A 22,988-nucleotide genomic window follows, 5' to 3' on the forward strand; every position below is an offset into this window, starting at 1 on the left:
CTCCCCCGCCCGCTCCGCCCCTCCGGGCTCCCCCGGCCCCGCTCGTCAGCCGTAGAAGAGCTGCTCCACCACCGCCCGGGCCCGCCGGGTGATCCGCCGGTAGTCGTCCACCAGTTCGCCGCTGTGGCCGGCCCCGTAGCCGAGGTAGCGGGCCACCCCCGCCAGCTCCCGGGCGTCCCCGGGGAAGCTGTCGCCCGGCCGGCCGCGGACCAGCATCACGGCCGCCCGCACCCGGGAGGCCAGCACCCAGGCCGCGTCCAGCACGGCCGCGTCGCCCTCCTCCACCAGGCCCGCCCGGGTGGCCGCCGCCAGCGCGGCCCTGGTCCGGGTGGTGCGCAGCTCGGGCAGCCGGTGCCCGTGCTGGAGCTGGAGCAGCTGGACGGTCCACTCGACGTCCGCCAGCCCGCCCCGCCCGATCTTGGTGTGGGTGGTCGGGTCGGCCCCGCGCGGCAGCCGCTCGGACTCGATCCGGGCCTTGATCCGGCGGATCTCCAGCAGGTCCCGCTCGGGGACGCCCGTCCCGGGGTAGCGCATCGGGTCGATCAGCTGCCGGAACCGCTCGCCGAGGCCGGCGTCCCCCGCCACCGGCTCGGCCCGCAGCAGCGCCTGGCTCTCCCAGACGTGCGACCAGCGCTTGTAGTAGGCGGCGTACGAGGCGAGGGTGCGCACCAGCGGGCCCTGCCGGCCCTCGGGGCGCAGGTCGGCGTCCACCAGCAGCGGCGGTTCGGTGGACGGCGCGCCGAGCAGCGTACGCAGTTCGTTGCAGACCGCGTGGGCGGCCCGGGCGGCGTCCTCCTCCAGCGAGCCGAGCACCGGCTCGTGGACGAAGAGCACGTCGGCGTCGGAGCCGTAGCCCAGCTCGCGACCGCCGAAGCGGCCCATCGCGATCACCGCGATCCGGGTCGGCAGGGCGCCGTTCCGCGCCTCCCAGCCGGCCACGCAGGCCCGCAGCGCGCCCTGCAGGGTGGCCGCGTTGAGGGCGGTGAGCGCCTCCCCGGCCACGTCCAGCGCCTCGGCCGGGTCGTCCGCGAGCCGGCCCAGCACGTCGGCGGCCGCCGTCCGGAACAGCTCGCGCCGGCGCACCGAGCGGGCCGAGGCGACGGCCGCGGCGGAGGTCGCGGCCCGGCCGACGGCGGCCAGGATCTCCTGCTCCAGGGCGGCCCGCCCGCGCGGCACCAGGCCTTGCGGGTCGCCCAGCATGGCAACCGCCTCGGGGGCGCGCAGCAGCAGGTCGGGAGCGAGCCGGCCGGCCGACAGGACCCGGGCGAGCTGCTCGGCGGCGGCGCTCTCGTCCCGCAGCAGGCGCAGGTACCAGGGGGTGCGGCCGAGCGCGTCGGACACCTGGCGGAAGTTGAGCAGCCCGGCGTCCGGGTCGGCGGACTCGGCGAACCAGCCCAGCATCACCGGCAGCAGGGTGCGCTGGATGGCGGCCTTGCGGCTGACCCCGGAGGCGAGCGCGGACAGGTGGCGCAGCGCGGCGGCCGGGTCGGCGTAGCCGAGCGCCTCCAGGCGCTCCCTGGCGGCCTGCGGGCTGAGCCCGGCGGCGCCGGCCGGCAGTTCGGCCACCGCGTCCAGCAGCGGCCGGTAGAACAGCTTCTCGTGCAGCCGGCGGACCTCGACGGCGTGCCGCTTCCACTCCCGCTGGAGGGCGGCGACCGGGTCGGCCCGGGTGTCGTCGTTGATCAGCGGGGCGAGCGAGCGGGCCAGCCGGCGCTGGTCCGCCTCGTCCTTGGGCATCAGGTGGGTGCGGCGCAGCCGGTGCAGCTGGATCCGGTGCTCCAGGGTGCGCAGGAAGCGGTAGGCGGTGTCCAGCGAGGCGGCGTCGGCGCGGCCGACGTAGCCGCCGGCCGAGAGCGCGCCGAGCGCCTCCAGGGTGTTGCCGCTGCGCAGGGTGCGGTCGGTGCGGCCGTGCACCAGCTGGAGCAGCTGGACGGAGAACTCGACGTCCCGCAGACCGCCGGGGCCGAGCTTGAGCTGGCGGTCGATCTCGGTGGCGGGGATGGAGTCGATCACCCGGCGGCGCATCTGCTGCACGTCGGCGACGAAGTTCTCCCGGGCGGCGGCCTGCCAGACCATGGGGGCCAGCGCCGCGGTGTAGGCGGCGCCGAGTTCGGCGTCCCCGGCGACCGGGCGGGCCTTGAGCAGCGCCTGGAACTCCCAGGTCTTGGCCCAGCGCTGGTAGTACGCCAGGTGGCTGGCCAGGGTGCGCACCAGCGGGCCGTTGCGGCCCTCGGGCCGCAGGTTGGCGTCGACCGGCCAGATGGTGCCCTCGCCGGTGGTGTCGGAGCAGAGCCGCATCGCGCGGGCGGCGAGCCGGGTGGCGGCCTGGACGGCGGTGTGCTCCTCGACGCCCTCGCGCGGCTCGGCCACGAAGATCACGTCCACGTCGGAGACGTAGTTGAGCTCGCGGCCGCCGCACTTGCCCATGCCGATCACGGCGAGCCGGCAGGCGCGGGCGGCCTGCGGGTCCTCCCCGGCGGCGATGTCCAGGGCGGTCTGCAGGGTGGAGCCGGCCAGGTCGGCGAGTTCGGCGGCGGTCTGCGCGAGGTCGGTGGTGCCGGTGAGGTCGCGGGCGGCGATGGCGAGCAGGCAGCGCCGGTAGGCGACCCGCAGCAGGTCGCCGCGGTCCCCGCGCGGGGCCGGCACGCCCTCCCGGCCGCCGCCCCAGACGCCGTCGTACAGCGCCCGCAGGAAGTCCTCGCTGCCGGGGTGCATGTCCTGCTGCTCGAAGGTGACCAGCGCGTGCCAGTCCCGGGGGTGGCGGGCCAGGTGGTCGGCGAGCGCGGCGGAGGCGCCGAGCACGCCGAGCAGGCGGTCGCGCAGCGGTTTGGAGGTGGTCAGGGTGTCGCGCAGGGTCTGCTGCTCGGCGGCGTCCAGGGCTTCCAGCAGCCGGGCGAGGCCGAGCAGGGCGAGGTCGGGGTCGGCGGTGGCGCCGAGCGCGTCCAGCAGCACCGGGTCGTCGGCGAGCGAGCCGAGGCCGGGCCCCGCCAGCAGTCGCAGGGCCGCGCCGGGGTCGGTGAACCCCCGCCGGACCAGCCTTATCTCCGGCCGGCTGACCCGGCTGCCGGTGCGTTCCTCCACTGCCATCGCCCCTCCGGTACGCGGGTACCCGTGAACATTCGTACGACCTGTCAGCCTACGGCGCCGGTGCGGGGTCTGCTGCTCAGCACGGGCCCGCCCGGCCCCGGTGGGGCCGGGCGGGCGGTCGTGCGCGTTGCGCGGCCGGACGCGCGCGGCCCGGGCGGTGCGCGTCCGGGCCGGTGCGCCTGCCGGGCCGGGCTCAGAACTCGATGGCGGTCGGGCCCTCGACCCGCAGCTCCGCGTTGCGGCGGGTCTTGGCCCACTGGCCGCGCCCGGTCACGATCCGGGCCAGCGCCCGCCAGGCGGTGACGTAGAAGATGTAGATGTAGAAGGCGTAGGCCAGCCCCCAGCCGAGGCTGCTCCAGAACCCGGCCTCCCGCTCGCACCGCCAGCGGTAGATCGGCCCCCACATGGCGAACTGGGTGATCCCGAGGGCGGCCCCGATGCACAGCCCCCAGCCGCCGTCCGCGAGGAAGCCGCCGTCGCCGCGGACCATGCCCCGGGCGAACCAGAACAGCAGCACCGGGAAGACCAGCGAGGCGAACACCTGGAACCACGGGAGCAGCAGGTAGTAGGAGATCTCCATGACCCCTGAGTGGCTCAGCTTGGGCGAGCGCCAGACCCGGGCCAGGTAGCGGGTGCACTGCATGTTGCCCTGGCCCCAGCGGGTCCGCTGGGTGATCAGCCGCCGCAGGCTCCAGAGCCCTTCCTGGTCGACCGAGGTGTCGGTGGTGTACGCGGTGCGCCAGCCGTCGAGCATCAGGTCGAGGCCGAGCTCGAAGTCCTCCAGCAGGGCGCCGCGCCAGGGCCCGGTGCCGCCCTCGGTGATCGCGCGCATCGCGGAGAGCCGGGTGAACTGGCCGTTGCCGCCCATGCCGACCGTCCGGGTGTGCCGGCGGGCCATCTGGACGGCGGCCGTGGTGGTGCGGAACTCCAGGTCCTGGAGACGGACCAGGGTGCGGGCGGCCAGGTTGCGCAGCCGGCCGCCGTCCGGGACGGGCCGGCGCTCGTCCCGGTTGCGCATCCGGACCTCGCACTGCACGGCCCCGACCGCCGGGTCGCCGAACAGGTGGCCCGCCGCCATCACGTCGAGCCCGCCGGGTTCGGGGTGGCCGTCCGCGTCGAAGACGCCGACCACGATCTGATCGAGGACGGCGTCGGCGGGCAGCCAGCCGACCAGGGCCCGGTAGGCCGCGTTCAGTGCCTCGCTCTTGCCCGTCCTGGCCTCCGGCCGGCGCCGCTGCACCAGGTGCACGTAAGGGTCGGCGGCCTGCCGGGCGGCGGTGATCGCGCCGGTGGCGTCGTCCGAGTCGTCGTCGACGACCCAGAGGTGGGTCGACGGGAAGTGCCCGCGCAGGTACGCCAGGGTGTCGCCGATGACGGCCTCCTCGTCCCGGCAGGGGATGAAGAAGTGCCACTGGAAGTCGTCCGCGTCGCCGGACGGGCGGGGCTTGTGCCGGACGAACGGCACCACCAGGAACACGACGTAGCAGACGAACATGAGGGAGAAGAGGAGCGACAGCGCCATCGCCAGGTCGATCAGCGCGTACTTGCCGTCAGTCACGGTCAGTCCTTGATGTCAGCAGAGATGCCGCAGCACCGGCCCGCGTCCAGCGGTCCGGTGCTGCGGCACGGGGCGGGGCCGTGGAGCCGGGGTCAGTCGTTCCTGCGCAGGTGCGACACGCGCAGCAGCAGGACACCACCGACGAACAGCAGCAGCGCCACCAGCAGGATCTGGAAGGTCTGGTTGCCGGTCGCGGCGCCGGTGGCGGCGAGGGCCCCGCCGGCGTGGTGGTGGTGGGGTCGGTACATGGAATGCCTCCGTTTACAGGGATGGGACGGGGGAAGCCACCGGGGGGACGGCGTCCGCCGCCGCGGCTACTGGAGGGGCGGCGGAAGGGCCGTGGTGGGCCGGCGACGTGTGCGGGGTGGGTGTACGGGCCGGCCGTCCGGCCAGGGCCAGCGCCAGTTCCACGATGCGCTCGCTGGCGCGCCCGTCCCCGTAGGGCGAGGGACGCGACGCCAGCCGCGCCGCCAGGGTGACGTCGGCGATGTACTCGCGCGCCACCCGGCCGATGTCCGGCCCGGGGCGGAGCAGGGTCGCGAACCCCGCCTCGACCGCCTCCGGCCGTTCGGTGCTGTTGCGCAGGACGATCAGTGGCTTCTTCAGCACCGTGCACTCCTCCTGCACGCCCCCGGAGTCGGAGACCAGCAGCCGGGCGTGCCGGGCGAGGCCGAGGAAGGCCCGGTGGTCCACCGGGTCGACCGCGCCGAGGCCGGCCAGCGCGCGGCGCAGGCCGAAGCCCTCGGCGCGGTGCAGGGTGCGCGGGTGGACGGGGAAGAGCACCGGCAGGCCGAGCCGCTCCAGCTCGTCCAGGATCAGCCGCAGCCGGTGCGGGTCGTCGGTGTTCTCCGGCCGGTGCAGGGTGACCAGGACGAAGCCGTCGTCGGGGACGCCGTACCGGCGCAGCATCGCCCGGGACTCCTCGGGGCCGGGCAGCGAGTCGGTGACCGCCTCGACGATGGTGTTGCCGGTGACGCGGATCCGGGACGGGGGCACGCCCTCGGCCCGGAGGTTGGCGGCGGCGGCCTCGGTGGGCGCGCAGTGCAGTTCGGCCAGCACGCCGACCACCTGCCGGTTGATCTCCTCGGGCATCGCCCGGTCGCGTGAACGCAGTCCGGCCTCGACGTGGATCACCGGGATGTCGCAGTATTGCGCGGCCTGCGCGCCGGCCGAGGTGGAGTTCGTGTCGCCCTGGACGACGACGGCCCGCGGAGGATCGAGGGTGAACGCGTCGCAGAGCGCGGAAATCATCGCGCCGATCTGCCGGCCGCGCGGCATTCCGCCGATTCCGTCGAGGCGTAGGTGCGGAGCGGGCAGGTGCATACCCCGGAAGATGCTCCCGGAGAGTGTGTCGTCGTAGTGCTGCCCGGTGTAGACCAGTCGCCCGTGTTCCCCGAGGCCCCTTACCACGCGGGCCAGTTTGACGATCTCGGGCCGCGTGCCGAGCACGACGGCCACCGAACCACCGCGATTCATTGGAGACTCGACCTCCTGGTTGACGGGCCGATCCCGCAAAAGAAGAGTCGCAAATCCCGGATCGACTATCCATTTCCGGCGCGGATTTCCACTCCAACGGTTCGCATTATCACTCCGCCGGCCGAGCAGCCCGACCGTGAATACAATAATCACGGTCGCCGGCCGCACAAAGGAACACCCGTCCGAATTCCGGGAACCGCGCCACCCCATTGCTTACTGATAGCGTGACGCCCGGAAACAGCCGGAGGAACGGGCCCGGCGGCGGCTTTCCGGGTCCGGTTCGTCCTGTCGGAGCAGCGCGCGGGCGCACCGCCGCGCCGTCATGGATCGTGAGTGGACGGACACCGGCCGCCACCGAGCCGGACCGACCATGCCGAGCCTCCCCAGGAGGACGACGATCATGAAGCCCACCCGCCAGCTACTGGCCCTCGCCCTGATCGGCGCGACCGCGGCCACCCAGGCAGGCACCCTCGCGCACGCCGACCAGCGTGGCCGCAGCGACATCGTCTTCAGCGACACCTTCGAGGACCTGTCCGTCGGCCGCGGCCACGACTGGGGCTGGCAGACCGCCGCCTACGCGCAGTGCGTCAGCAACTCCAACGACGCCAAACTCGACCACCTCACCACCTCGGCGCTCAGCACCGACAACGGCTACCTCACCATCACCGCCACCCGCCGGCCGGACGGGTTCTGGAACACCGGCCTGATCACCACCGGCGACTCCTGCGACTCCGGCGGCAACCTCGCCGAGGTCCGCACCGGCGACACCATCCTCGCCCACGTCCGGCTGCCCGACACCGGCTCCGGCGCCTGGCCCGCCCTGTGGACCTGGCGCGAGGGCGGCAACGAGCTGGACATCTTCGAATGGCACAGCGACCGCACCGACAGCCTGGAGTTCGCCAACCACACCGGCCACAGCAACGTCCTCTACACAGCACCCGAGATAGGCCCCGGCCAGTGGGTCTACGTCGGCGCGGAACTCGGCGCCGACAACGTCACCTGGCTGGTCGGCACCGACCCCGACAACCTCACCGCCGCGTACGAGGACCACGTGGGCGTCGGCCCCGACTTCGTCTCGTACCCCGTCCTCAGCCTCTCCATCAACAACGGCAACTTCCATGCCGCGCCCGCCACCGACGAACCGGTCACCCTCGGCATCGACTCGCTGTCGATCATCAGGCCGAGGTGACCCGACCGCCACGCGTGCCCGCCCCGGCGACGAATCACCCGGGGGCGGGCGAGCGGCGGCGGACGACCCGGCGGCGAACGACCGGCCGCCGGCGCTGAGCCGCTCCGGTCTGCGGGACCTGGTCCCGGAGGCCGGAGCCTCGCGCCGTCCGCTGCGGGAAAGTCCGCACCGACGGCAATCCGGTGGCGGCCCGGCTACGAATGGTCACGGTGGCCGGGTCGCGTGCCCGACCGCCGAGGGTTCGTCAGCCGTCCGACGGCACGGGCGATCCCGGCAGCGGGCGGCCCGACGGCCGTCCACCGGTGGCACGAGAGCAGACCGGGCGGGGCCGCGAGGGCGGCCCGCGACGGTCACGGGACGGGAGTGACGGTCCGATGATCGGCAGGAGCACGGCGACGGGCGGCACCGGCGGCGGACCCGTGGTGGTCGAGATCGAGGACGTGAGCGGCCCGGCGACCTTCGTCGAGCTGTCCGAGGCGCTGACCGCGCTCCGGGAGTCCCTCCGGCCGCTGCCGCTGGGCGCGGTGCAGGCCGAAGCCTTCCGGCACTTCCTCACCCGCCCCGACGCGGTCGAGCTGGTCACCGAGTCCATCCGGCGCGAGGGGCGGCTGAGCCTGTCCTTCCGGATGAACGACCGGCTGCACGCCGTCTGGGTCAGCCCGGCCGGCGCGGCGCGACCACCGCGCTGAGCCCGGCGGGCGGTCCGGCTCGGGGCGTCCCGCAGACGGCCCAGGGCGGGTGAACAGACCCCGGGCCGGCGGTGGGGATCCGCCGGCCCGGGGAGTTCACCCGCCCTGGAGAGGGTCCTGACCTGCGATCACAGCACCTGGAGGTTCTTGCGCAGCTCGAACGGCGTGACCTCGGAGCGGTACTCCTCCCACTCCTGGCGCTTGTTGCGCAGGAACTGACACCCCGTACTACTCACCTGCGAGGTTGCACGGAGAACCTTCCTTGACCTGCAACGGAGCCGTCGGCATCTGGCAGTGCTGGTTGCCCTTGGTCCGCCGCGCACGGCCCAGAGACGGCCCAGCAGCAAGACAAGAAATGGGCGCCCGGCCTGCCAGTCGCCCCGGTCCGCTGCCGGGCGAAACAGATGAGCACAACTCCCCCCTCAGCCCCACCGCACCACGCACAGGCGGCCCGCACTGGAGAAGCTGGAAGCGCGAGACGGGACTGCAACACCCCCGTGGCGTTACAGCCCACTCTCAGGCCTGGACAGACCGCCATCAGCTGTCCGGGCACTGTCCGGGCCGTTCTTGCAGCTCAGGTCAGGTAGCAGGACACCCGGACAGGCCGGACAGTAGACCACCCCGTCCGAGTGTCCTGCCGATCGCGCCAACACGCCACGTGCGCAACCGTTGACCATTGCGGAAGGACTCGGTGTGGCCAAGACCAAAACGGATGACTGACTAGGAGGCGGTAACAGCTCAGGAGCTGAACCGGGCAATGCTGTACGACAGCATCGCCTCGCGGTTGCGTGCCCTCCGCCGGAAGGGGTCCGGGCAACGCTTCGAGCAGTCGGACGCGGCGGCCTGGGTGCAGTTGGGCCTCCAGAGGCCCCGCTTCAACTCTGCGGACTCCCCGGCCTTCACGGTCGACGTCTCGGTGATCGATCACCGGGCGGAGGCCTACCGAGCCGACTGGCTCCAAGACCGCATCAACCAGACGGCCAGCAGCGTAGTCGCCGCGGTGACCGACTCCGTCATGCCCGGAATCCGCCGCCACCTCGACAAGACGTGAGCAGACCTGCTCATCGGGCGGGTCGGTTCCGGCGCACCATCCTGATGGCCGATCACAGCGCGCACGGCAAATCAGATCCTGTAAGCGTGGCAATCGGAGGCACAGCGGTTGGGCAGAGTGGAGGCGTCGCCGATGGCTCAGGATTCAGGAGGGCTCCTCTCCAACCTCGCGGTCCCGCTCTTAGCTGCGGGCATCACCGCACTCGTCGGAGCCGTTGGATCCTCGTTACAGGACCGGCGTCAACGGAGGCGCGACGATGTCCGTCGCCGACATGCCTTCGACGACGCGCAGGCGCACGTCACCTTCCTCTCCCTGTGGCTTGCGGCCTACCAGGCCGTTCAGCCTGATACGCAGATCGATGAACCTCGCCGGCGGGCTGCTGACTCCCTCGACGACGTGTTCCGGACCTTGCAGACCGCGCTGTCAGTACCGCGTCCCAGAGCCGCACGGCCGGGGCTCTGGTCCCGCATCCGGGTGGCTGCCCTCCTGATCCCACTGAGATCTTGGGGGGCGTCATTTGTCCGTGCCGCCTTCTACCTTGTGATCATCATCGTGGGCGGCGTAGCGCCAAGGATCCTGGCTGACAATACGCACGGGTGGGCCGACCGTGTCGGCTCAACACTCACCTTCGTTGCGTTCGCGGGTGCTGCCCTATATGGGCTGTGGCGGCTGGTCCGGTTCCTCTCCGCTCGCAGTGAGGCTTCGCGCAACGCGGGCGCCAGCCCTTCCGGCACCTGACCCAAGGCCGGGCACGCTCGCGCAATCGATCCCAACAACTAGACCCTGGGGTCCTTAAGCCGTAGGTGGCGGCGCACGCCGGATGCTTCGCGATCCATTCTGCGACGCTCGAACCGGCAAGCTCGCAAGGCGAGGACTGGGATGCCAGTCACTTCTTGACTCAGGAACTGACGATGCTTCGTTCTCACCTGGTACTCGGCCCAGTCGACCGGCTCTGACCTGCTGCGGAACCGTCGGCACCTGCCGGCGATGGTCCGCCTTGCACAGCCCACAGACGACCCAGAACTGGAACCCGCTCTACAAGGATTGGCGTGCGCCCCTGGCTCTCACCTGCGGCCGCCCAACCTGGCCACCTGGCCGCGTCCGCGCGGGCAGCGACCTCAATTCACCGTCATGAAGGACCCACAATCCGTCTACCCCAGCGGTGCGTTCAAGATCGCAGTAGCAATGAGACCAAGGCCCTTCGCCATGCGGACCGGGACGGCGTTGCCGATCTGCCGCTCGATGGAACCGTAGTTTCCGTAGAACCTGTACGTCACGGGGAACGTCTGGAAGGTCGCGGCCTCACGCAGTGTCAGTCCGCGGTTCTTCGTTGGGTGGATGAACGTACCGCAGGCCGGCGTCGTGCAACGGGTAGTCATCGTGGGAGCCGGTTCATCGAGCTTGATCCTCCCGTACGAGGAGGCAGCGTTGCGCGGGTTGGCGAGGCGCCTATGGCAATCCAACTGGTGCTCTACCGGAAGGTCGAAGCGGTTCCCGCCCACTGGGATGGCCGCGATCCTCGCCTCGACAGCAGCCGAGCTAGTTCGGTGGACATCTAGCGAGTCGTCTGTACGTCGGTGGCGCGCAAGGTGATCCAGCGCGTGTCGAGCGGTCCGGGGGGTTGCCCGGAAGCTGTCTGGCAGCAGGTCGATCACGTCTCTCTCGAAGAGAAACGGCACGTCAGCACGGAGCGCGAAGCAGATGAACCGCTTCCGCCGCTGCGGCACACCGAACATGGCCGCGTCCAGGACAGTTGCTTTCAACTTGTATCCGGCACCAGTCAACAGACGATCAAGTTCGGGGCGCCGGCTGTCACGGGCGAGTCCGGGTACGTTCTCCAACAGCACGACTTTCGGCCGCAGCGCCTCAACGAATCGGAAGGTATCCAGGACAAGGTCGTTGCGTCGCTCATCAACTGCACCGTTCGCCAAGCTGGAAAATCCCTGGCACGGCGGGCAGGCCTTGAGCAGGTCAAGTTCGCCCGGGACGAGCCCGGCAGCAGCCAGGATGTCCGCTGGCTCCACAGCCCGGATGTCCTTCGCGAAGAGACACACTCTCGGGTGATTCCTGCGGTACGTTTCCGCAGCTTCCGGGTCGTTCTCCACGGCGGCGAGCATCCGAAAGCCGGCGTCTCTCAGGCCTCGTGTCGCTCCCCCCGCCCCGGCGAACAGGTCGACAGCGCTGTACGTGGGCATGGCGCGATCTTAGTCGGTCAGGCCACCTGCGCGACAGGTGAACCCTGGTGACGGTTACTCAGATGTGCTTAGCTCGTGCTCTACGTGACGACACCGGGGTGGGTGGGCATATGAGGCATGCGAGTGCGGACGAGCCGGAGACCAACAGCTTGATCCCGGCACTGCCAAGGCAGAGCTCCAAGAGCCGTGGGGAGTCTGAAGCTGGCACGCCCCTTGGGGATGAAGCCTCCGCGCCCTACCGCATGCGGATCAGCAGGCTCACGGTCGACAAGCTGGGCATCAAGCTGTACGACCGCGTCTCCGCTGTCCTCGCAGAGATCATCGCCAATGCATACGACGCGGATGCAACAGAGGTAACAGTGCGCCTGCCGTTCGATACATGGCTGGCTCCAATGGCTGGAAAGCCCATTACCGAGCCGCATGAGATCACGGTCGTGGACAACGGGCACGGGATGACGTCCGATGAGGTGAATAGCCATTACCTGCTCGTCGGCTCTGATCGGCGTAGGCGTTTCGGAAAGGACACGTCTCGACGCAGAGAACGGCGCGTAATGGGACGGAAGGGTATCGGGAAGCTAGCGCCATTCGGCATCTGCCGAACAGTGGAAGTCATCACTGCCGGCGGCGAGCCAACGGAACACGGTTATCGCGTATCCCATATCAAGCTTCACCTCGAAGACATGTTGTTTGACAGCGAGAAGGATTACATCCCTGAGGTCGGACATCGGGACGGCACCTTCAGCCCGAAGGCAGGCACAACGATTCACCTTTCGGACTTCAATCGAAAGCTGGTACCCAAGGGAGAGGAACTGCACAGGCAGCTGTGCGCTCGATTTGGAATCCGCCGTGACGACTGGGACGTCAATGTAGTTAACACAGGGCTGAGCGGAGCACTGCCCGGGTTCACGGAAGATTCGTTTCGTCTCGGAGAGCTAAAGATCGACCTTCAGGAGGACACGAAGGTCACGTTCGATCGGACCCTGATTCCACACACAGGCGCTGACCCTCTCCCCGTCTCAGGCTGGCTTGCCTACGCCAAAGATGCCTATAAAGACGAAGTTATGGCCGGGGTCCGGATCTATGTCCGGGGAAAGATCGTCGCCACTACCCGAGACTTCGGAGCCACCAGTGGCTACACAGGAGAATGGGGCGTCCGCTCGTACCTGGCGGGGGAAATCCATGCCGAGTGGCTCGACGAGGAGGAAGACCTGGTTCGCTCTGACCGCCAAGACATCATCTGGTCTTCTGAGCTTGGTCAGGTGCTGCAGACTTGGGGCGTAGGACAGATCAAGGCTCTTGCCAAACGAGGACGGTCGTCAGTCCGAAAGCGCACCAGAGAGGTTTTCGAGCAAGCCGCCGACTTGAACTCACGTCTCCTCGCCGACGCACCAGGCGACTCGCGATATCGGGATTCAGTAAAAGAAGCTTTCCGCGCCCTCGTATCCGACAGCGACCGCGAGTCAGCTTCGGATCCTGAAAGAGTCGAGCGTTACGTCGAGCTAGCCAAAACCATCGCGCCGCATCGGGATCTCCTGGACACTCTACGCAAGGTATCAGAAGAGGTGGACAATCCCCTCGACGTAGTCCTTGCCCTGTTCCAGAAGGCCAGAATCGCAGAATTCTACGCACTTGGCCAGGTGGCACAGGAACGCGTGGATGTCGTCAATAGGCTCCGCGATCTTATCGCGGACGGAAATACCCTTGAGCGACCTCTTCAGGAGCTAATCGAGAAAGCTCCCTGGTTGCTGGCCCCCGAGTGGACTCCTCTGGGAATGAACGAAACCCTGGATCGTGTCCGGGACAGCTTCGAGACCTGGTGCTTCACAAACCGGGGGAGTTTTGTTGCGACCCCAAGCATCCCCAATTCCGAGCGTCGGCCAGATTTCGTACTTCTCAACGGTGCCAGAGGGACACTCTGGGTCGTAGAGATCAAGCGAGTCAACTACCGACTGACGGATGAAGAGTTCAGCCGGGCAGTGGATTACCTAGGGGCACTAGAAGACTTCCTGGATGACACCCCTGAGCTAGGAAGGGAATTTCCTATCAGGCGCCTCACCTTTATTGTCGATCACATTGATCGACTGAGTCGCGCCAATCGCAAGCTTCTTGAGAACAATGAACAGATTGAACGGCGCAACTGGCACGACCTTCTTGAGCAGACCGATCGAGCCCATCGAGATTTCCTCGCAAAGGTCAAGAAGATCCGCCATCAGTCTGCAGGCCTGTAGGATTCAGGAAGACCCCGTCACCCCGGACAGTCCTGGTGAACGCTGTCCGGGGCGTTGTCCGGCCTGTTACCCCAGTTCAGGGCCCATGCCCGGACAGCCGGACAGCCCGGACAGTAACCCCCTTGCCGTTGGCTGTCCGGGCTACTGGCCGACTCCGCTCAGGGCGTTCAAGTGGTCGAGGTACACCCTCGTACCGGGCTCATTGCCGTACTGCATACTGACCAGGCCCGCCAGTTCGCGGCTTACGGCCAGCAGCGATGGGAGCGACTGCCGTTCACCCCTCAGAGCCCATTCACCGTAGTTCAGGGCACGTTCCAAGTCCCCGTCCCGGGCAGCGACTACGCCCAGCGTCAGCCGCGCTTCCGCGATGCGCATGGGTGAGCGTTCCGTGCCGTCATAGTCGGTGCTAGCCCGGATGACTTCTTCTGCGAGAGTCGTGGCGAGCTTGTTCTCGCCGAGCATCCGGTAGCAGTCCATGGCGTAGAAGTCGTACTTCGCCGGGTCCACCACGAAGTGGTTGTCCAGATTCTCGGGGTAGGGCATGCCTTCGAGCAGGCGGCGCCCGCGGTCGAGCGCCACCTCGGCCTGCCGGCGATCCCCGAGGCGAGCCCACGCCTTGGCCTCCTGAGCGGCGAGCTGCACCGCAACGCCCTGGTGCGCCGCCACCTCGGCGCCCGCCCTGGACGCGGCGATTACGCCCCGGTAGTCGCCAGTAGTCAGCGCGAACCAAGCCCGCATCTCGTTCGCCCAACCCTGGATGCCCGCATGCTCGGCCTCGGCCCCGAGCGAGAGCGCTGCCCGCCGGGTGGACTCGGCCGCCCGCTTGTCACCCATGTCGTACTCAACACAGCCCACGAGCAGGGCCAGCCAGCCAGACATGGCCAGTACTTCCCGGTGCTGCGCCAGCGTTAGCCGCTGAGCTTGGAGCCCGACCACCCGCTTCAGCCACTGCCGCCCTTCGACGGCGAGCTGCGCGCTCGGGAGCTGGGCATATTCCGAGCAGAGCCGGTCGGTCGTGATGCGGAGTGCGTCCATCGTCGCGTTGTCCACGTCGGAGGCTTGCAGGCGGCTGATGATGTCGAGCGTCTCCATCCCGCTCGCCGCGGCGATTTCGGCATTACCGTCCCGGCGGCCGGCAACCGGGAAGAGCGCGTGCGTGACGGTCCCGAAGGTCGCGGCAATGAGCGGTTGGTAGAACTCGCTCGGCACTACTTCACCAGACTCCCAGCGCTTCCACTGCCGGAGCATCGTCGGGTCCTCCGGCAGTCTCTTCGGCGAGTGCGCCCTCAACGCCGCGATGGTGTCAGCCTGCGACCAGCCGCGAGCGTCCCGCTCTGCGGTCATACGCCGTGCCCATGCGGGCCTGTCCAAGCTCATGGTGCCCTCCCTGTGGGGGTGGTGCTTGCTCTGAGTTTGGCACTGCAAAACGCCTGGACAGCAGGGGGTGACAGACCAGTGACACCCCCTGTGTCACCCAGTGACACCTGCCCCTGTCACTAGTGGATCACTCGCGACTATCCGATGGTTAGTCAGGAACGGACGATCCGACTACACGCCGTTCAAGTTCAGCGACCCGTGCCACCAACTGCTCCACCTGGGAGGCGAGATTCTCCACCTGGCTACGCACATCGCCGCCCGCAAGCGAGGGCGTGCCTGTTTCAAGTGCCGCCGGGTCCAAGTCACTTCGGACAAAGGTGCCCCGTCCGGGACTGGCCGCGATGAGCCCTTCCTCACGGAGCACCCGAAGGCCGTTGTGCACGGTCATCTCGGCGATCCCAAACCGCTCCGCAAGCTTCTTCACGGAGGGCAGCTTCGCCCCTGGCTGGTGCACCCCTGAAGCGATCTCCGCCCGGAGAATGTCCGCCACCTGCATGTATGGCGCCCGCTCACCCTGCACAAGAGTCATGCCCCAAGCCTAAGCCCTGGGGTGCTCTAACACGCCTAGGGCAATAGGCTTGACGACCTAGATGCATCTAGAGCACTCTAGATGCCAGGAGAAAGGCCGCGCAGAACTCCAAGTGGCCTGCTTCCCCCTCCATATCCCTGGGCCTTCTTTGGGCTGCTCGGACGCAGAGGAAACGAACACCAGGGGCCCCGGACAGAGAGGTAGGCCCATGAGATTGATTGTTGCTGGCCAGGAGGCCGCCACGGCTTCCGAGTTCGCCGAGCTGGCGTTCGGCATCGACGTGGAGCTGTTCGCCGGGACGTTCGGGGAGTCCGCGCTTTCGCGGCGGGCCCGGCTGGCGGTCGCGAACGAGGTGCTGTGGGACCTGGGCCCGGAGGAGGCCAGGTACGCGAAGGCCCTGATGCGCACGGCGGCCCGCCGCCGCCTGCTCACCTGGAGGGCCGCCTGATGGCCCTCCCCCACCGGCGCGCCGCCCGCGTCACGCTCCTCCCGGCCCCCGAGGCCGAGCCCGACCTGTCGGGCGCCCTGTGCCGCGACGTGCCCGACCCGGACGTGTTCTTCCCGGAGGACGGCGACGAGCTGGGCGTGGCCCGTGCCAAGCGCATCTGCGTGAAGTGCCCGGTGCGCTCCGCGTGCCTGGCGCTGGCGCTGGAGCGCTCCGAGCCGCACGGCGTCTTCGGCGGCCTCGACCCGGTCGAGCGCCGCCGACTGCGGCGCTCGACCGCCGGTGGCGAGAGGGCGGGGGCGGCGTGATAACCGGCAACCTCAAGCGCTTCGGGTGGGCGGCGGCCCTGCTCGCCGTCGCCTTCCCCTCCGCCGCCGGGACGGTCCTTTCCGCGCTCACCGCGGTGGCGGCGGTCCTGCTGGCCCACCCGACCGTGGCGTGCACCGTCGCCGCCGGGCTGCTGCTCGCGAGCACGCTGCCCGCCCTGCGCCACCGCATCATTCGAATCCGCCGCCGGTGGCAGCTGCACCGCGCGGCCGGCTTCGGCGGCCTGACCTCGTCTCGACTGACTTTCGTGGGGGACCGATGAGCATCACCGAGCTGCGGCCCACCGGCCGCACCCGGGCGGCGTCCAAGCCGGCCGGGAAGGAAGCCGCCGAGGCCGAGGCCCTGCGGGCGAAGACCGCGACCGCCAAGGCCGCGGCGGACATCGCCAACCAGCTGAAGGCGGCCAAGGCCGCCGCCGAGATCGCCGCCGGCGAGGCCCAGGCCCAGGAGGTCCGCGAGGCCGCCGCCGACAAGCGGCGCGAGGCCGAGCGGCAGCGCACCGAGGCCGCCGCCGCCCGGCAGAAGGCGGAGCGGTCCGCCGCCCAGTGGCGCACCTACGCCAAGACCATCGCGGTCATCTGCGTGGTCGTCTCCCTGCCGCTGCAGATGATGGCGTTCTGGTCCCCGAAGGCCTGGTTCCTGCTCGCCGCACCGCTGGTGCTGGAGGGCCTGGCCTGGGCTCTGCTCAAGGGCGCCGAGGCCGCGATCGACGACCACCGGCCGTCCTGGCACTACCGGGCGCTGGCCGGAGCCGTGGCCCTGTTCGCCGCCACGGTGAACTTCCTGCACGGCAGCTCGGCGTTCGGCCTCGGCACCGGTCTGGGCGGGGCGTTCTGCTCGCTGGCCGGACCGCTGGTCTGGGACCTGCACGAGCACGGCCGCATCCGCAAACGCGACGGCAAGGTGAGCCGCCGCCGGCGCCGCGCCGAGGCCCGCCAGGTCGCCGCCGAGGCGGCCGAGCAGCTGGCCGCCGAGCAGAAGGCGGCCGACGACCGCGAGGCCGTCGAGATCTCCCGCTCCGTTCAGTGGCCGCAGGCGTGGGAGCGCGCCGTGGCACTCGCCGCCGCGGTCGGCGAGCTGCACCCCAGCGAGACCACGTGGAAGCGCGCGTGGGACGACACCGCCGGCGCGCCGCTGGGCGACACGGCCGAGTCCATCGCCGCCCGCGTCGCCGCGAAGGCCGCGACCAAGGAAGCCGCCAAGGACCAGACGAACCCGGTCGAAAAGGTGGAAAAGCCGCAGGTCGAATCCCAAGTGACCGCCCCGCGCGGCACCTCCGCGAACAAGCGTCCGGACGGGCGCCGCAACAACGGCGGGACCCCGCCGCGGCAGAAGGCCGGCAGCTACCCGAAGTACTCGCCGATCGCCCGCCGCGCGATGTCGCTGGCCGCCAAGAAGCAGCAGCCCGCCCGCACCGCTAGCTGACCCCGTCCGCCCCCGCGCACGACCCCCTTCGAGACATCCCGAACCAGGAGGTCGACCGTGTCCGACGCCCACTCCAGCCGCGCCGCCCGCTTCGCCGCCGCCTACGCCCTGCTCCGCGCGGCGGCGGACGTGGCGGACCACTGGGTCCAGACCGACCACCAGGCCCGCGCCAAGGGCCAGCACGACCACACCGACGGGCAGTCCAGCGCGGCCGGCCGCCGCGCCTGCGCCGCCCACGTCGCCACCTACACCGCCACCCAGGCCGGCGCCCTGCTGCTCGGCTCCCGCGTGCTGGGGGTGCGCCTGCGGCCCGGCCCGGTGGCCGCCGCCCTCGCCCTGTCGGCCGTCACGCACTACGTCGCTGACCGGCGCGAGCCCCTGCGCCGCCTCGCCGACGCCACCGGCAAGAGCAACTTCGTCCGGCTCTCCGACTTCGGCATGAACGGCGCCTACTGCCTCGACCGGGCCTGGCACCACGCCTTCGAGACCGCCGCCGCCCTCATCGCCTCCGCCTGAACCATCCCCGCAACCAAGGAACGGCGCATCCCACCGACCCGCACCGCTCTGTCCGAGGAGAACGGCCATGGCCGAGAACACCCAGCCCACCTACGTCGTCACCGCCACCAACGCGGACGGCAGCCCCTACCAGGACCGGCTCAGCAGCGCTCTCAGCGTCCCGGCTTCCGCCGCCGTCCACGGCGAGCAGGACCTCGCCACCCGCCAGGGAGCCGCCGACCAGGCCGGGGTGACCCTCCACGTCCGCCAGGTCTGATTTCGCCCCGGGGCGGCCGACAGCTTGCCGGCCAGGCGACCGCCCCGGGCCCCCTTTCCCGCACCACTGAGCAGTGAGGAAGGACCCTCAGTGAACCACGAGGACCACGACCCGAACCCCCTGCCCGACCCCGCCACGAACACCCCGAACGCCGACGGCGGCGACGTGCTGCCGTTCCCCGACCGCTTCGCCAAAACCACCCCCGCCAACGGGTCCACCCCGGCCCCCGTTCCCGCCCCCGTGGCGGCCGCGGGCCCCGAGGGCGACTCGGTGTACCTGCCGCCGGTGGTGGCGGCAAGCGGACGGGAGGACCCGGCCGGGGACCGGCCGCTGGTCCCGGCGTGGATCCGCACCCGTGAGGGGCGGCGCACGATGACCCGCGCCCGCGCCAAGCAGCTGCGGCGCTCCGCGCGACGGTGGCTGGCCCGCCAGAGCACCACCCGCGGGCACGCCGCCCAGGCCTGGCGCGGCATACGGCGATCCCACCAGTGGACGGCCGGGTTCGAGGGCGCCCACGTGCAGGCCGCCGGCCACCAGGCCCACATCGCCGCCCGCGAGGCCCGCGACCTGGCCCGCCGCGCCCGCTTCACCCTGCTGCCCGGCGACCGGGCACTGGCCCAGAAGCAGTCCGAGGCCGCCCTCGCCGTCGCCGTGGCCGCGGTCGCCGCACACAAGAAGGCCAAGTCCAACCGGCGCCGGATCCGCTTCGCCCGCGCCTTGGTCGCCTACGGCATCCCCGCCGCCGCCGTCCTCGCCGCCTACGGTGCCCTGGGCACCGCCGGGCTGCTGCTCGGGGCGACCGCCGTCCTCGGCTTCGAGGCGTTCCTCGGCCGCCGCCCCGACCGGGAGACGGTGTGGGACGCGGACGTGCGGGCGCTGTCCGACGGGGACCCGCTGACCGAGTCGATGCTCGACCGGGCGTTCAAGGCCGCCAAGGTCATCGGCGAGTCCCAGCGCCTGACCATGGTCACCCCCTGCGCCATCGACCCTGCCGTACCGAACGCCTGGCACGCCGTGATCGACCTGCCCGACATCACCGTCAAGAAGGCCCGCGACAAGGCGGACGAGATCGCCGCCGCGATGGGCATCGACCGCACCAACCTCGACATCCGCCAGGTCGGCTCCAACGGCCGCCGGATGGCGATCTGGGCCTGCGGCCAGGACCCGTTCCTCGCCACCCGCCGCAACCCCCTCGCGGCCGGCCGCACCAAGCAGGTCAACACCTGGCGCGACGGCTTCCCCCTCGCCTTCGACAAGCGCGGCAACGTCCTGCGCCCGACCCTGTCCGACTACTCGTTCCTGTTCGCCGGCGCCACCCGCTCCGGCAAGGGCATGGGCCTGGCCAACCTGCTCGCCGCCGCCATGCTCGACCCCCGGGTGCGGATCCGGCTCTTCGACGGCAAGGGCGCCGGCGAGTACGTCCCCCACGCCCGCGCGCTGGCCACGTTCGTGCGCCGCAACCCCGGACGGCTCGTCAAGTTCCTGCGCCTGATGGTCGAGGAGATGAACCGTCGCACCGAGATCCTGGTCGAGGCCGGGCTCTCGAAGGCGAACGAGAAGCTGATCGACAAGCTCGGCGGGATCGAGCTGGTCATCATCGACGAACTCGCCACCTACACCGCCAAGAACGGCCCCTCCGGCAAGTACGCCGAGGAGATCACCGAACTTCTCGCGCAGATCGCCGCCGTCGGCGCCGCGGTCGGCATCGTCCTGGCGCTGGCCACCCAGTACCCCGAGGCCGAGATCGTCACCCCCCGCCTGCGCGGCAACCTCGCCGCCCGCATGGCGATGCGAGTCGAGTCGCCGGGCGCGTCCAACGTCGTCCTCGGGGACGGCATGGTCGGCCAAGGCTACGACGCCTCCAAGATCCCGATCGAGAAGACCAGCCGGGGCCGCGCCTGGCTGACCACCCCCGACACCGGCGTCATCGAGGTCCGCTCCCTGTTCATCGACGAGGCCGCCGGCGAGATCCTGCCGCTGATCGAGACCGGGGTGCAGCTGCGCAAGGCCGCCGGATGCCTGCCCGGCCACGACGACGACCCGATCGAGGCCGCCATGCTCCGCCAGACCGGCGTCAGCGCCTCCGCCGGCGGCACCGACGGCCTCGGCTCGGTGATCCGCCGCACCGTCCTCGACCACATGATCACCGCTGCCGAGCAGGCCGACGGTGGCCTGGTCACCGTCATGGACCTGCTCGCCCGACTCTCCGACATCGACCCGGACCGCTACGCCCGCACCGAGCGTGAGAGCGCGAACGCCTGGCAGTCCCGCGCCTCCAAGGCCCTGAAGAGCGAACTGGCCGGCCTCGGGGCCGAGGTGGAGCAGATCCGCATCACCCAGGCCGACGGCTCCCGGCCGATGGGCTACGCCCTGGCCGACCTGCGCACCGCCGCCGCTGGCGTGGGCACAGCCGCCTGAACGCCCGTTCTGTCCTGGTTTTGACCGCCGCCAAGCCGCCGCCACTCGTGGAAAACCGCAGGTCACAGCCCTGCGGACCATGTCGCGACCGCCGCCGACCTTCGCCGCGAACGCCCTCGTCAGGCATGCCCCGGCACGGGCCTGGCGGCGGTCGGCAGGGCGCTGACCTGCGACGATCCACGTCCGGCCGAGGTCCGGCGGCGGTCGACGACCAACTCAAACCACCCCAAACCGCTCTCCCGGAAGGGAGCCCGTCCGTGCTGCTCACCGTCTCCGCGGCCACCTTCTTCGGTGTCCTGCTGGTCGTCATGCTCCGCCTTCGCGCCGTCAGCGCCGGCGGTGCCGTGGTGGCCGCCCTCTTCGGCTTCTATCTCGCCTCCACCGGCGTCGCGCCCGCCGTCAACCAGGCACTCGCGGACGTCTTCCGCTCCCTTCCCGGCCTGCACTGAACGAGAGGACCGAACCGATGACCCGCACCCGCACCGCCGCGCTGCTCGCACTGCCGGACCTCGCGTTCGTGGCCGACGGCGGCGAACTGGTCCGCGAGATCGAGCGCTACCTCGCCACCCAGCCCAAGCCCCAGCCGACCCGGTACGCCGTCCCCACGGTCTGCCCGCACGGCCAGGCCCCGGTCACGTGGGACCTGGGCATGACCCGCCCGCAGCCCACCGCCATGGACCGCCTGCGCCGCCGCCCGCCGGCCCCGACCCCGATCGACACCGCCACCCACCTGCGCCTGCTCTCCCGCTACCTCACCGTCCACGGCTGGTGCCAGGGGCTCCTCTGGGACGAGTCCGGCCGCCGCTGCCTGCTCGGCGCCCAACTCGCCGTCCTCGCCGCCGGATACGGCACCCAGGCCACCGCCATGGACGCCCGCCGCCACCTGATGGAGCAGTTCACCGCCCAGGACCCCACCGTCCGCACCGTCGACCAGTGGAACGACCACCCCGGCCGCACCGCCGCCCAGGTCCACCGCGCCCTGGACATCGCCGCCGCCCGCGCCGCCCGCCACTGACCCGGAAGGACACCGCCATGAGCGTCACCCTCGAACCGACCGGCCCCTGGCTGCTGCGCCGCACCGTGAACAGCCTGCTGCCCGAGGCCGCCCGGCTGGTCAGGGACCACATGCGCGAGCCGATGCCCGACACCCTGGTGCGCCTCGCCCGCCCCGGCGACTTCGGTCCCGCCGTCGCCCGCGTCACCGGCGGAAGCCCGAGCTGGTGGCGCACCGTGATGGAGAACGAGAGCCAGCGCCGAACCGCGCACATCGCCACCGGCATGACCGTCCCCACCGCGGACGGCCGCGTGCTGGTCCTGCTGCACATCGCCGCGATGCGCCAGGACGGCCAGATCTTCCCCACCCTCGTGCACGAGCTGGTCCACGCCGTGCAGATGAGCCGCCCCCGCACCGCCGCCGACGCCCTCGCCCGCAACCGCCACCACCTCGGCATCGAGCGCCAATCCCGCCGCTGGCTCACCGACCACAGCGCGTCCATCGGCCGCGACGAGGAAGAGGCCTACCGCATCGAGCATCTCCTCGCGGGCTGACCCGCGCGCCTGTCTGCCCGACCGGCCGTGCCATCCGGACCGCTCCGCAGCCAGCGGTGCGGCCCGGGTGGTGCGGGGGACCGGACAGACCGCTCCCGGACCACCACGCGACGCCATTGGAGGCAGCCCCGTGTCCGTCGGAGAAACCCCCGTCACCGTCGTCGGCAACCTGACCGACGACCCCGAACTGCGCTTCACCCCCGCCGGCGTGGCGATGGCCAAGTTCACCATCGCCTCCACCCCGCGCACCTACGACAAGAACACCGGCCAGTGGCGCGACGGCACCGCCCTGTTCCTGCGGGTCACCGCCTGGCGCGAGATGGCCGAGCACGTCACCGAGTCCCTCACCAAGGGAATGCGGGTCGTCGCCACCGGCCGCCTGGTCCAGCACAACTGGCAGACCCCCGAGGGCGAGAACCGCTCCATGCTCGGCCTCGACCTCGACGACATCGGCCCGTCCCTGCGCTTCGCCACCGCCAAGGTCACCCGCACCCAGCGCCCCGGCCAGCCCACCCAGACCCCCGCCGCCGACCCCTGGTCCACCGCCGCCCCCGCGCCCGCCAGCGCCCCGGCGGGCGGCGGCTTCGGCCAGGAACCGCCGTTCTAGGCCCTGGCCCGGACAGCACGAAACCCCGCAGCAGCCGGACGACCTTGCCGGGCTCAGGCCGGCTGCT

At 70.8% G+C, this 22,988-nt stretch carries 22 protein-coding genes and 1 pseudogene; 15 read left to right on the plus strand and 8 right to left on the minus strand.

Annotated features, from left to right (window positions below):
* Positions 1-45: 45 nt before the first annotated feature.
* The 4 genes from J2S46_RS12330 to wecB all read right to left on the minus strand — a co-directional run bounded on the left by J2S46_RS12330 (position 46) and on the right by wecB (position 6,121).
* The gene (locus tag J2S46_RS12330) at positions 46-3,087 is read right to left on the minus strand and encodes a bifunctional [glutamine synthetase] adenylyltransferase/[glutamine synthetase]-adenylyl-L-tyrosine phosphorylase (protein WP_191293367.1); all 3,042 of its coding nucleotides are present in this window, start codon (positions 3,085-3,087) and stop codon (positions 46-48) included.
* A 193-nt stretch (positions 3,088-3,280) separates the two neighbouring features.
* Positions 3,281-4,645: an XrtP-associated glycosyltransferase gene (locus J2S46_RS12335; protein ID WP_229913242.1), complete on the minus strand. Its 1,365-nt coding sequence runs from the start codon at positions 4,643-4,645 to the stop codon at positions 3,281-3,283.
* Between the two features lie 92 nt (positions 4,646-4,737).
* On the minus strand, positions 4,738-4,893 hold the full coding sequence (locus tag J2S46_RS12340) for a hypothetical protein (RefSeq protein WP_191293368.1): 156 nt from the start codon (positions 4,891-4,893) through the stop codon (positions 4,738-4,740).
* A gap of 13 nt (positions 4,894-4,906) precedes the next feature.
* On the minus strand, positions 4,907-6,121 hold the full coding sequence (wecB, locus tag J2S46_RS12345; RefSeq protein WP_191293369.1) for a non-hydrolyzing UDP-N-acetylglucosamine 2-epimerase: 1,215 nt from the start codon (positions 6,119-6,121) through the stop codon (positions 4,907-4,909).
* A gap of 400 nt (positions 6,122-6,521) precedes the next feature.
* Between wecB and J2S46_RS12350 the strand changes: the two genes are divergently transcribed.
* The gene (locus tag J2S46_RS12350; RefSeq protein WP_073923193.1) at positions 6,522-7,310 is read left to right on the plus strand and encodes a LamG domain-containing protein; all 789 of its coding nucleotides are present in this window, start codon (positions 6,522-6,524) and stop codon (positions 7,308-7,310) included.
* Between the two features lie 374 nt (positions 7,311-7,684).
* Positions 7,685-7,999, plus strand: coding sequence for a hypothetical protein (locus J2S46_RS12355; protein ID WP_191293370.1), 315 nt, complete (start codon positions 7,685-7,687; stop codon positions 7,997-7,999).
* A 128-nt stretch (positions 8,000-8,127) separates the two neighbouring features.
* On the opposite strand, the pseudogene J2S46_RS12360 reads toward J2S46_RS12355, so the two are convergent.
* Positions 8,128-8,214, minus strand: a pseudogene (locus J2S46_RS12360) (glutamine synthetase); the annotation flags it as partial.
* Between the two features lie 542 nt (positions 8,215-8,756).
* Here J2S46_RS12360 and J2S46_RS12365 point away from each other — a divergent pair.
* Positions 8,757-9,050, plus strand: coding sequence for a hypothetical protein (locus J2S46_RS12365; RefSeq protein WP_191293372.1), 294 nt, complete (start codon positions 8,757-8,759; stop codon positions 9,048-9,050).
* 1,151 nt (positions 9,051-10,201) lie between these two features.
* Here the strand turns inward: J2S46_RS12365 and J2S46_RS12370 are convergent.
* Entirely contained in the window at positions 10,202-11,245 is a 1,044-nt protein-coding gene (locus J2S46_RS12370) for a DNA cytosine methyltransferase (protein ID WP_191293374.1), read from the minus strand.
* 149 nt (positions 11,246-11,394) lie between these two features.
* On the opposite strand from J2S46_RS12370, the gene J2S46_RS12375 reads away from it, so the two are divergent.
* Positions 11,395-13,473 carry an ATP-binding protein gene (locus tag J2S46_RS12375; RefSeq protein ID WP_229913243.1) on the plus strand — a complete coding sequence of 693 codons (2,079 nt, stop codon included), beginning with the start codon at positions 11,395-11,397 and terminating at the stop codon, positions 13,471-13,473.
* 141 nt (positions 13,474-13,614) lie between these two features.
* On the opposite strand, the gene J2S46_RS12380 is transcribed toward J2S46_RS12375, so the two are convergent.
* Both J2S46_RS12380 and J2S46_RS12385 read right to left on the minus strand, forming a co-directional pair.
* The gene (locus tag J2S46_RS12380) at positions 13,615-14,850 is read right to left on the minus strand and encodes an NsdA family TPR-like regulatory protein (protein WP_191293377.1); all 1,236 of its coding nucleotides are present in this window, start codon (positions 14,848-14,850) and stop codon (positions 13,615-13,617) included.
* A gap of 148 nt (positions 14,851-14,998) precedes the next feature.
* Positions 14,999-15,379, minus strand: a complete 381-nt coding sequence (locus tag J2S46_RS12385; protein ID WP_191293378.1) for a GntR family transcriptional regulator — start codon at positions 15,377-15,379, stop codon at positions 14,999-15,001.
* Positions 15,380-15,587: 208 nt separating this feature from the next.
* Between J2S46_RS12385 and J2S46_RS12390 the strand changes: the two genes are divergently transcribed.
* The 11 genes from J2S46_RS12390 (at position 15,588) to J2S46_RS12440 (ending at position 22,921) form a co-directional block, all read left to right on the plus strand.
* The gene (locus J2S46_RS12390; protein WP_191293380.1) at positions 15,588-15,827 is read left to right on the plus strand and encodes a hypothetical protein; all 240 of its coding nucleotides are present in this window, start codon (positions 15,588-15,590) and stop codon (positions 15,825-15,827) included.
* Positions 15,827-16,132 carry a WhiB family transcriptional regulator gene (locus J2S46_RS12395; protein WP_191293381.1) on the plus strand — a complete coding sequence of 102 codons (306 nt, stop codon included), beginning with the start codon at positions 15,827-15,829 and terminating at the stop codon, positions 16,130-16,132. Before J2S46_RS12390 ends, J2S46_RS12395 begins: the two co-directional genes overlap by 1 nt.
* Complete coding sequence (locus tag J2S46_RS12400; RefSeq protein WP_191293382.1) at positions 16,129-16,413, plus strand: hypothetical protein; 285 nt, start codon at positions 16,129-16,131, stop codon at positions 16,411-16,413. The genes J2S46_RS12395 and J2S46_RS12400 overlap by 4 nt, the downstream gene beginning before the upstream one ends.
* Positions 16,410-17,576: a hypothetical protein gene (locus J2S46_RS12405; RefSeq protein ID WP_191293383.1), complete on the plus strand. Its 1,167-nt coding sequence runs from the start codon at positions 16,410-16,412 to the stop codon at positions 17,574-17,576. Before J2S46_RS12400 ends, J2S46_RS12405 begins: the two co-directional genes overlap by 4 nt.
* 57 nt (positions 17,577-17,633) lie before the next feature.
* Positions 17,634-18,092 (plus strand): hypothetical protein, encoded by a 459-nt coding sequence (locus J2S46_RS12410; RefSeq protein WP_191293384.1) that lies wholly within the window; start codon positions 17,634-17,636, stop codon positions 18,090-18,092.
* Positions 18,093-18,159: 67 nt separating this feature from the next.
* On the plus strand, positions 18,160-18,348 hold the full coding sequence (locus J2S46_RS12415; protein WP_191293385.1) for a hypothetical protein: 189 nt from the start codon (positions 18,160-18,162) through the stop codon (positions 18,346-18,348).
* A gap of 90 nt (positions 18,349-18,438) precedes the next feature.
* Entirely contained in the window at positions 18,439-20,766 is a 2,328-nt protein-coding gene (locus J2S46_RS12420) for an FtsK/SpoIIIE domain-containing protein (protein WP_191293386.1), read from the plus strand.
* 257 nt (positions 20,767-21,023) lie between these two features.
* Complete coding sequence (locus tag J2S46_RS12425) at positions 21,024-21,215, plus strand: hypothetical protein (RefSeq protein WP_191293388.1); 192 nt, start codon at positions 21,024-21,026, stop codon at positions 21,213-21,215.
* A gap of 17 nt (positions 21,216-21,232) precedes the next feature.
* Complete coding sequence (locus J2S46_RS12430) at positions 21,233-21,781, plus strand: DUF6197 family protein (protein WP_191293389.1); 549 nt, start codon at positions 21,233-21,235, stop codon at positions 21,779-21,781.
* Between the two features lie 17 nt (positions 21,782-21,798).
* Positions 21,799-22,314 (plus strand): hypothetical protein, encoded by a 516-nt coding sequence (locus tag J2S46_RS12435; protein ID WP_191293391.1) that lies wholly within the window; start codon positions 21,799-21,801, stop codon positions 22,312-22,314.
* Between the two features lie 130 nt (positions 22,315-22,444).
* The gene (locus J2S46_RS12440) at positions 22,445-22,921 is read left to right on the plus strand and encodes a single-stranded DNA-binding protein (protein WP_191293393.1); all 477 of its coding nucleotides are present in this window, start codon (positions 22,445-22,447) and stop codon (positions 22,919-22,921) included.
* Positions 22,922-22,988: the final 67 nt, after the last annotated feature.

Origin of the sequence: Kitasatospora herbaricolor (genome assembly GCF_030813695.1) — a bacterium.
Lineage (GTDB): Bacteria > Actinomycetota > Actinomycetes > Streptomycetales > Streptomycetaceae > Kitasatospora > Kitasatospora herbaricolor.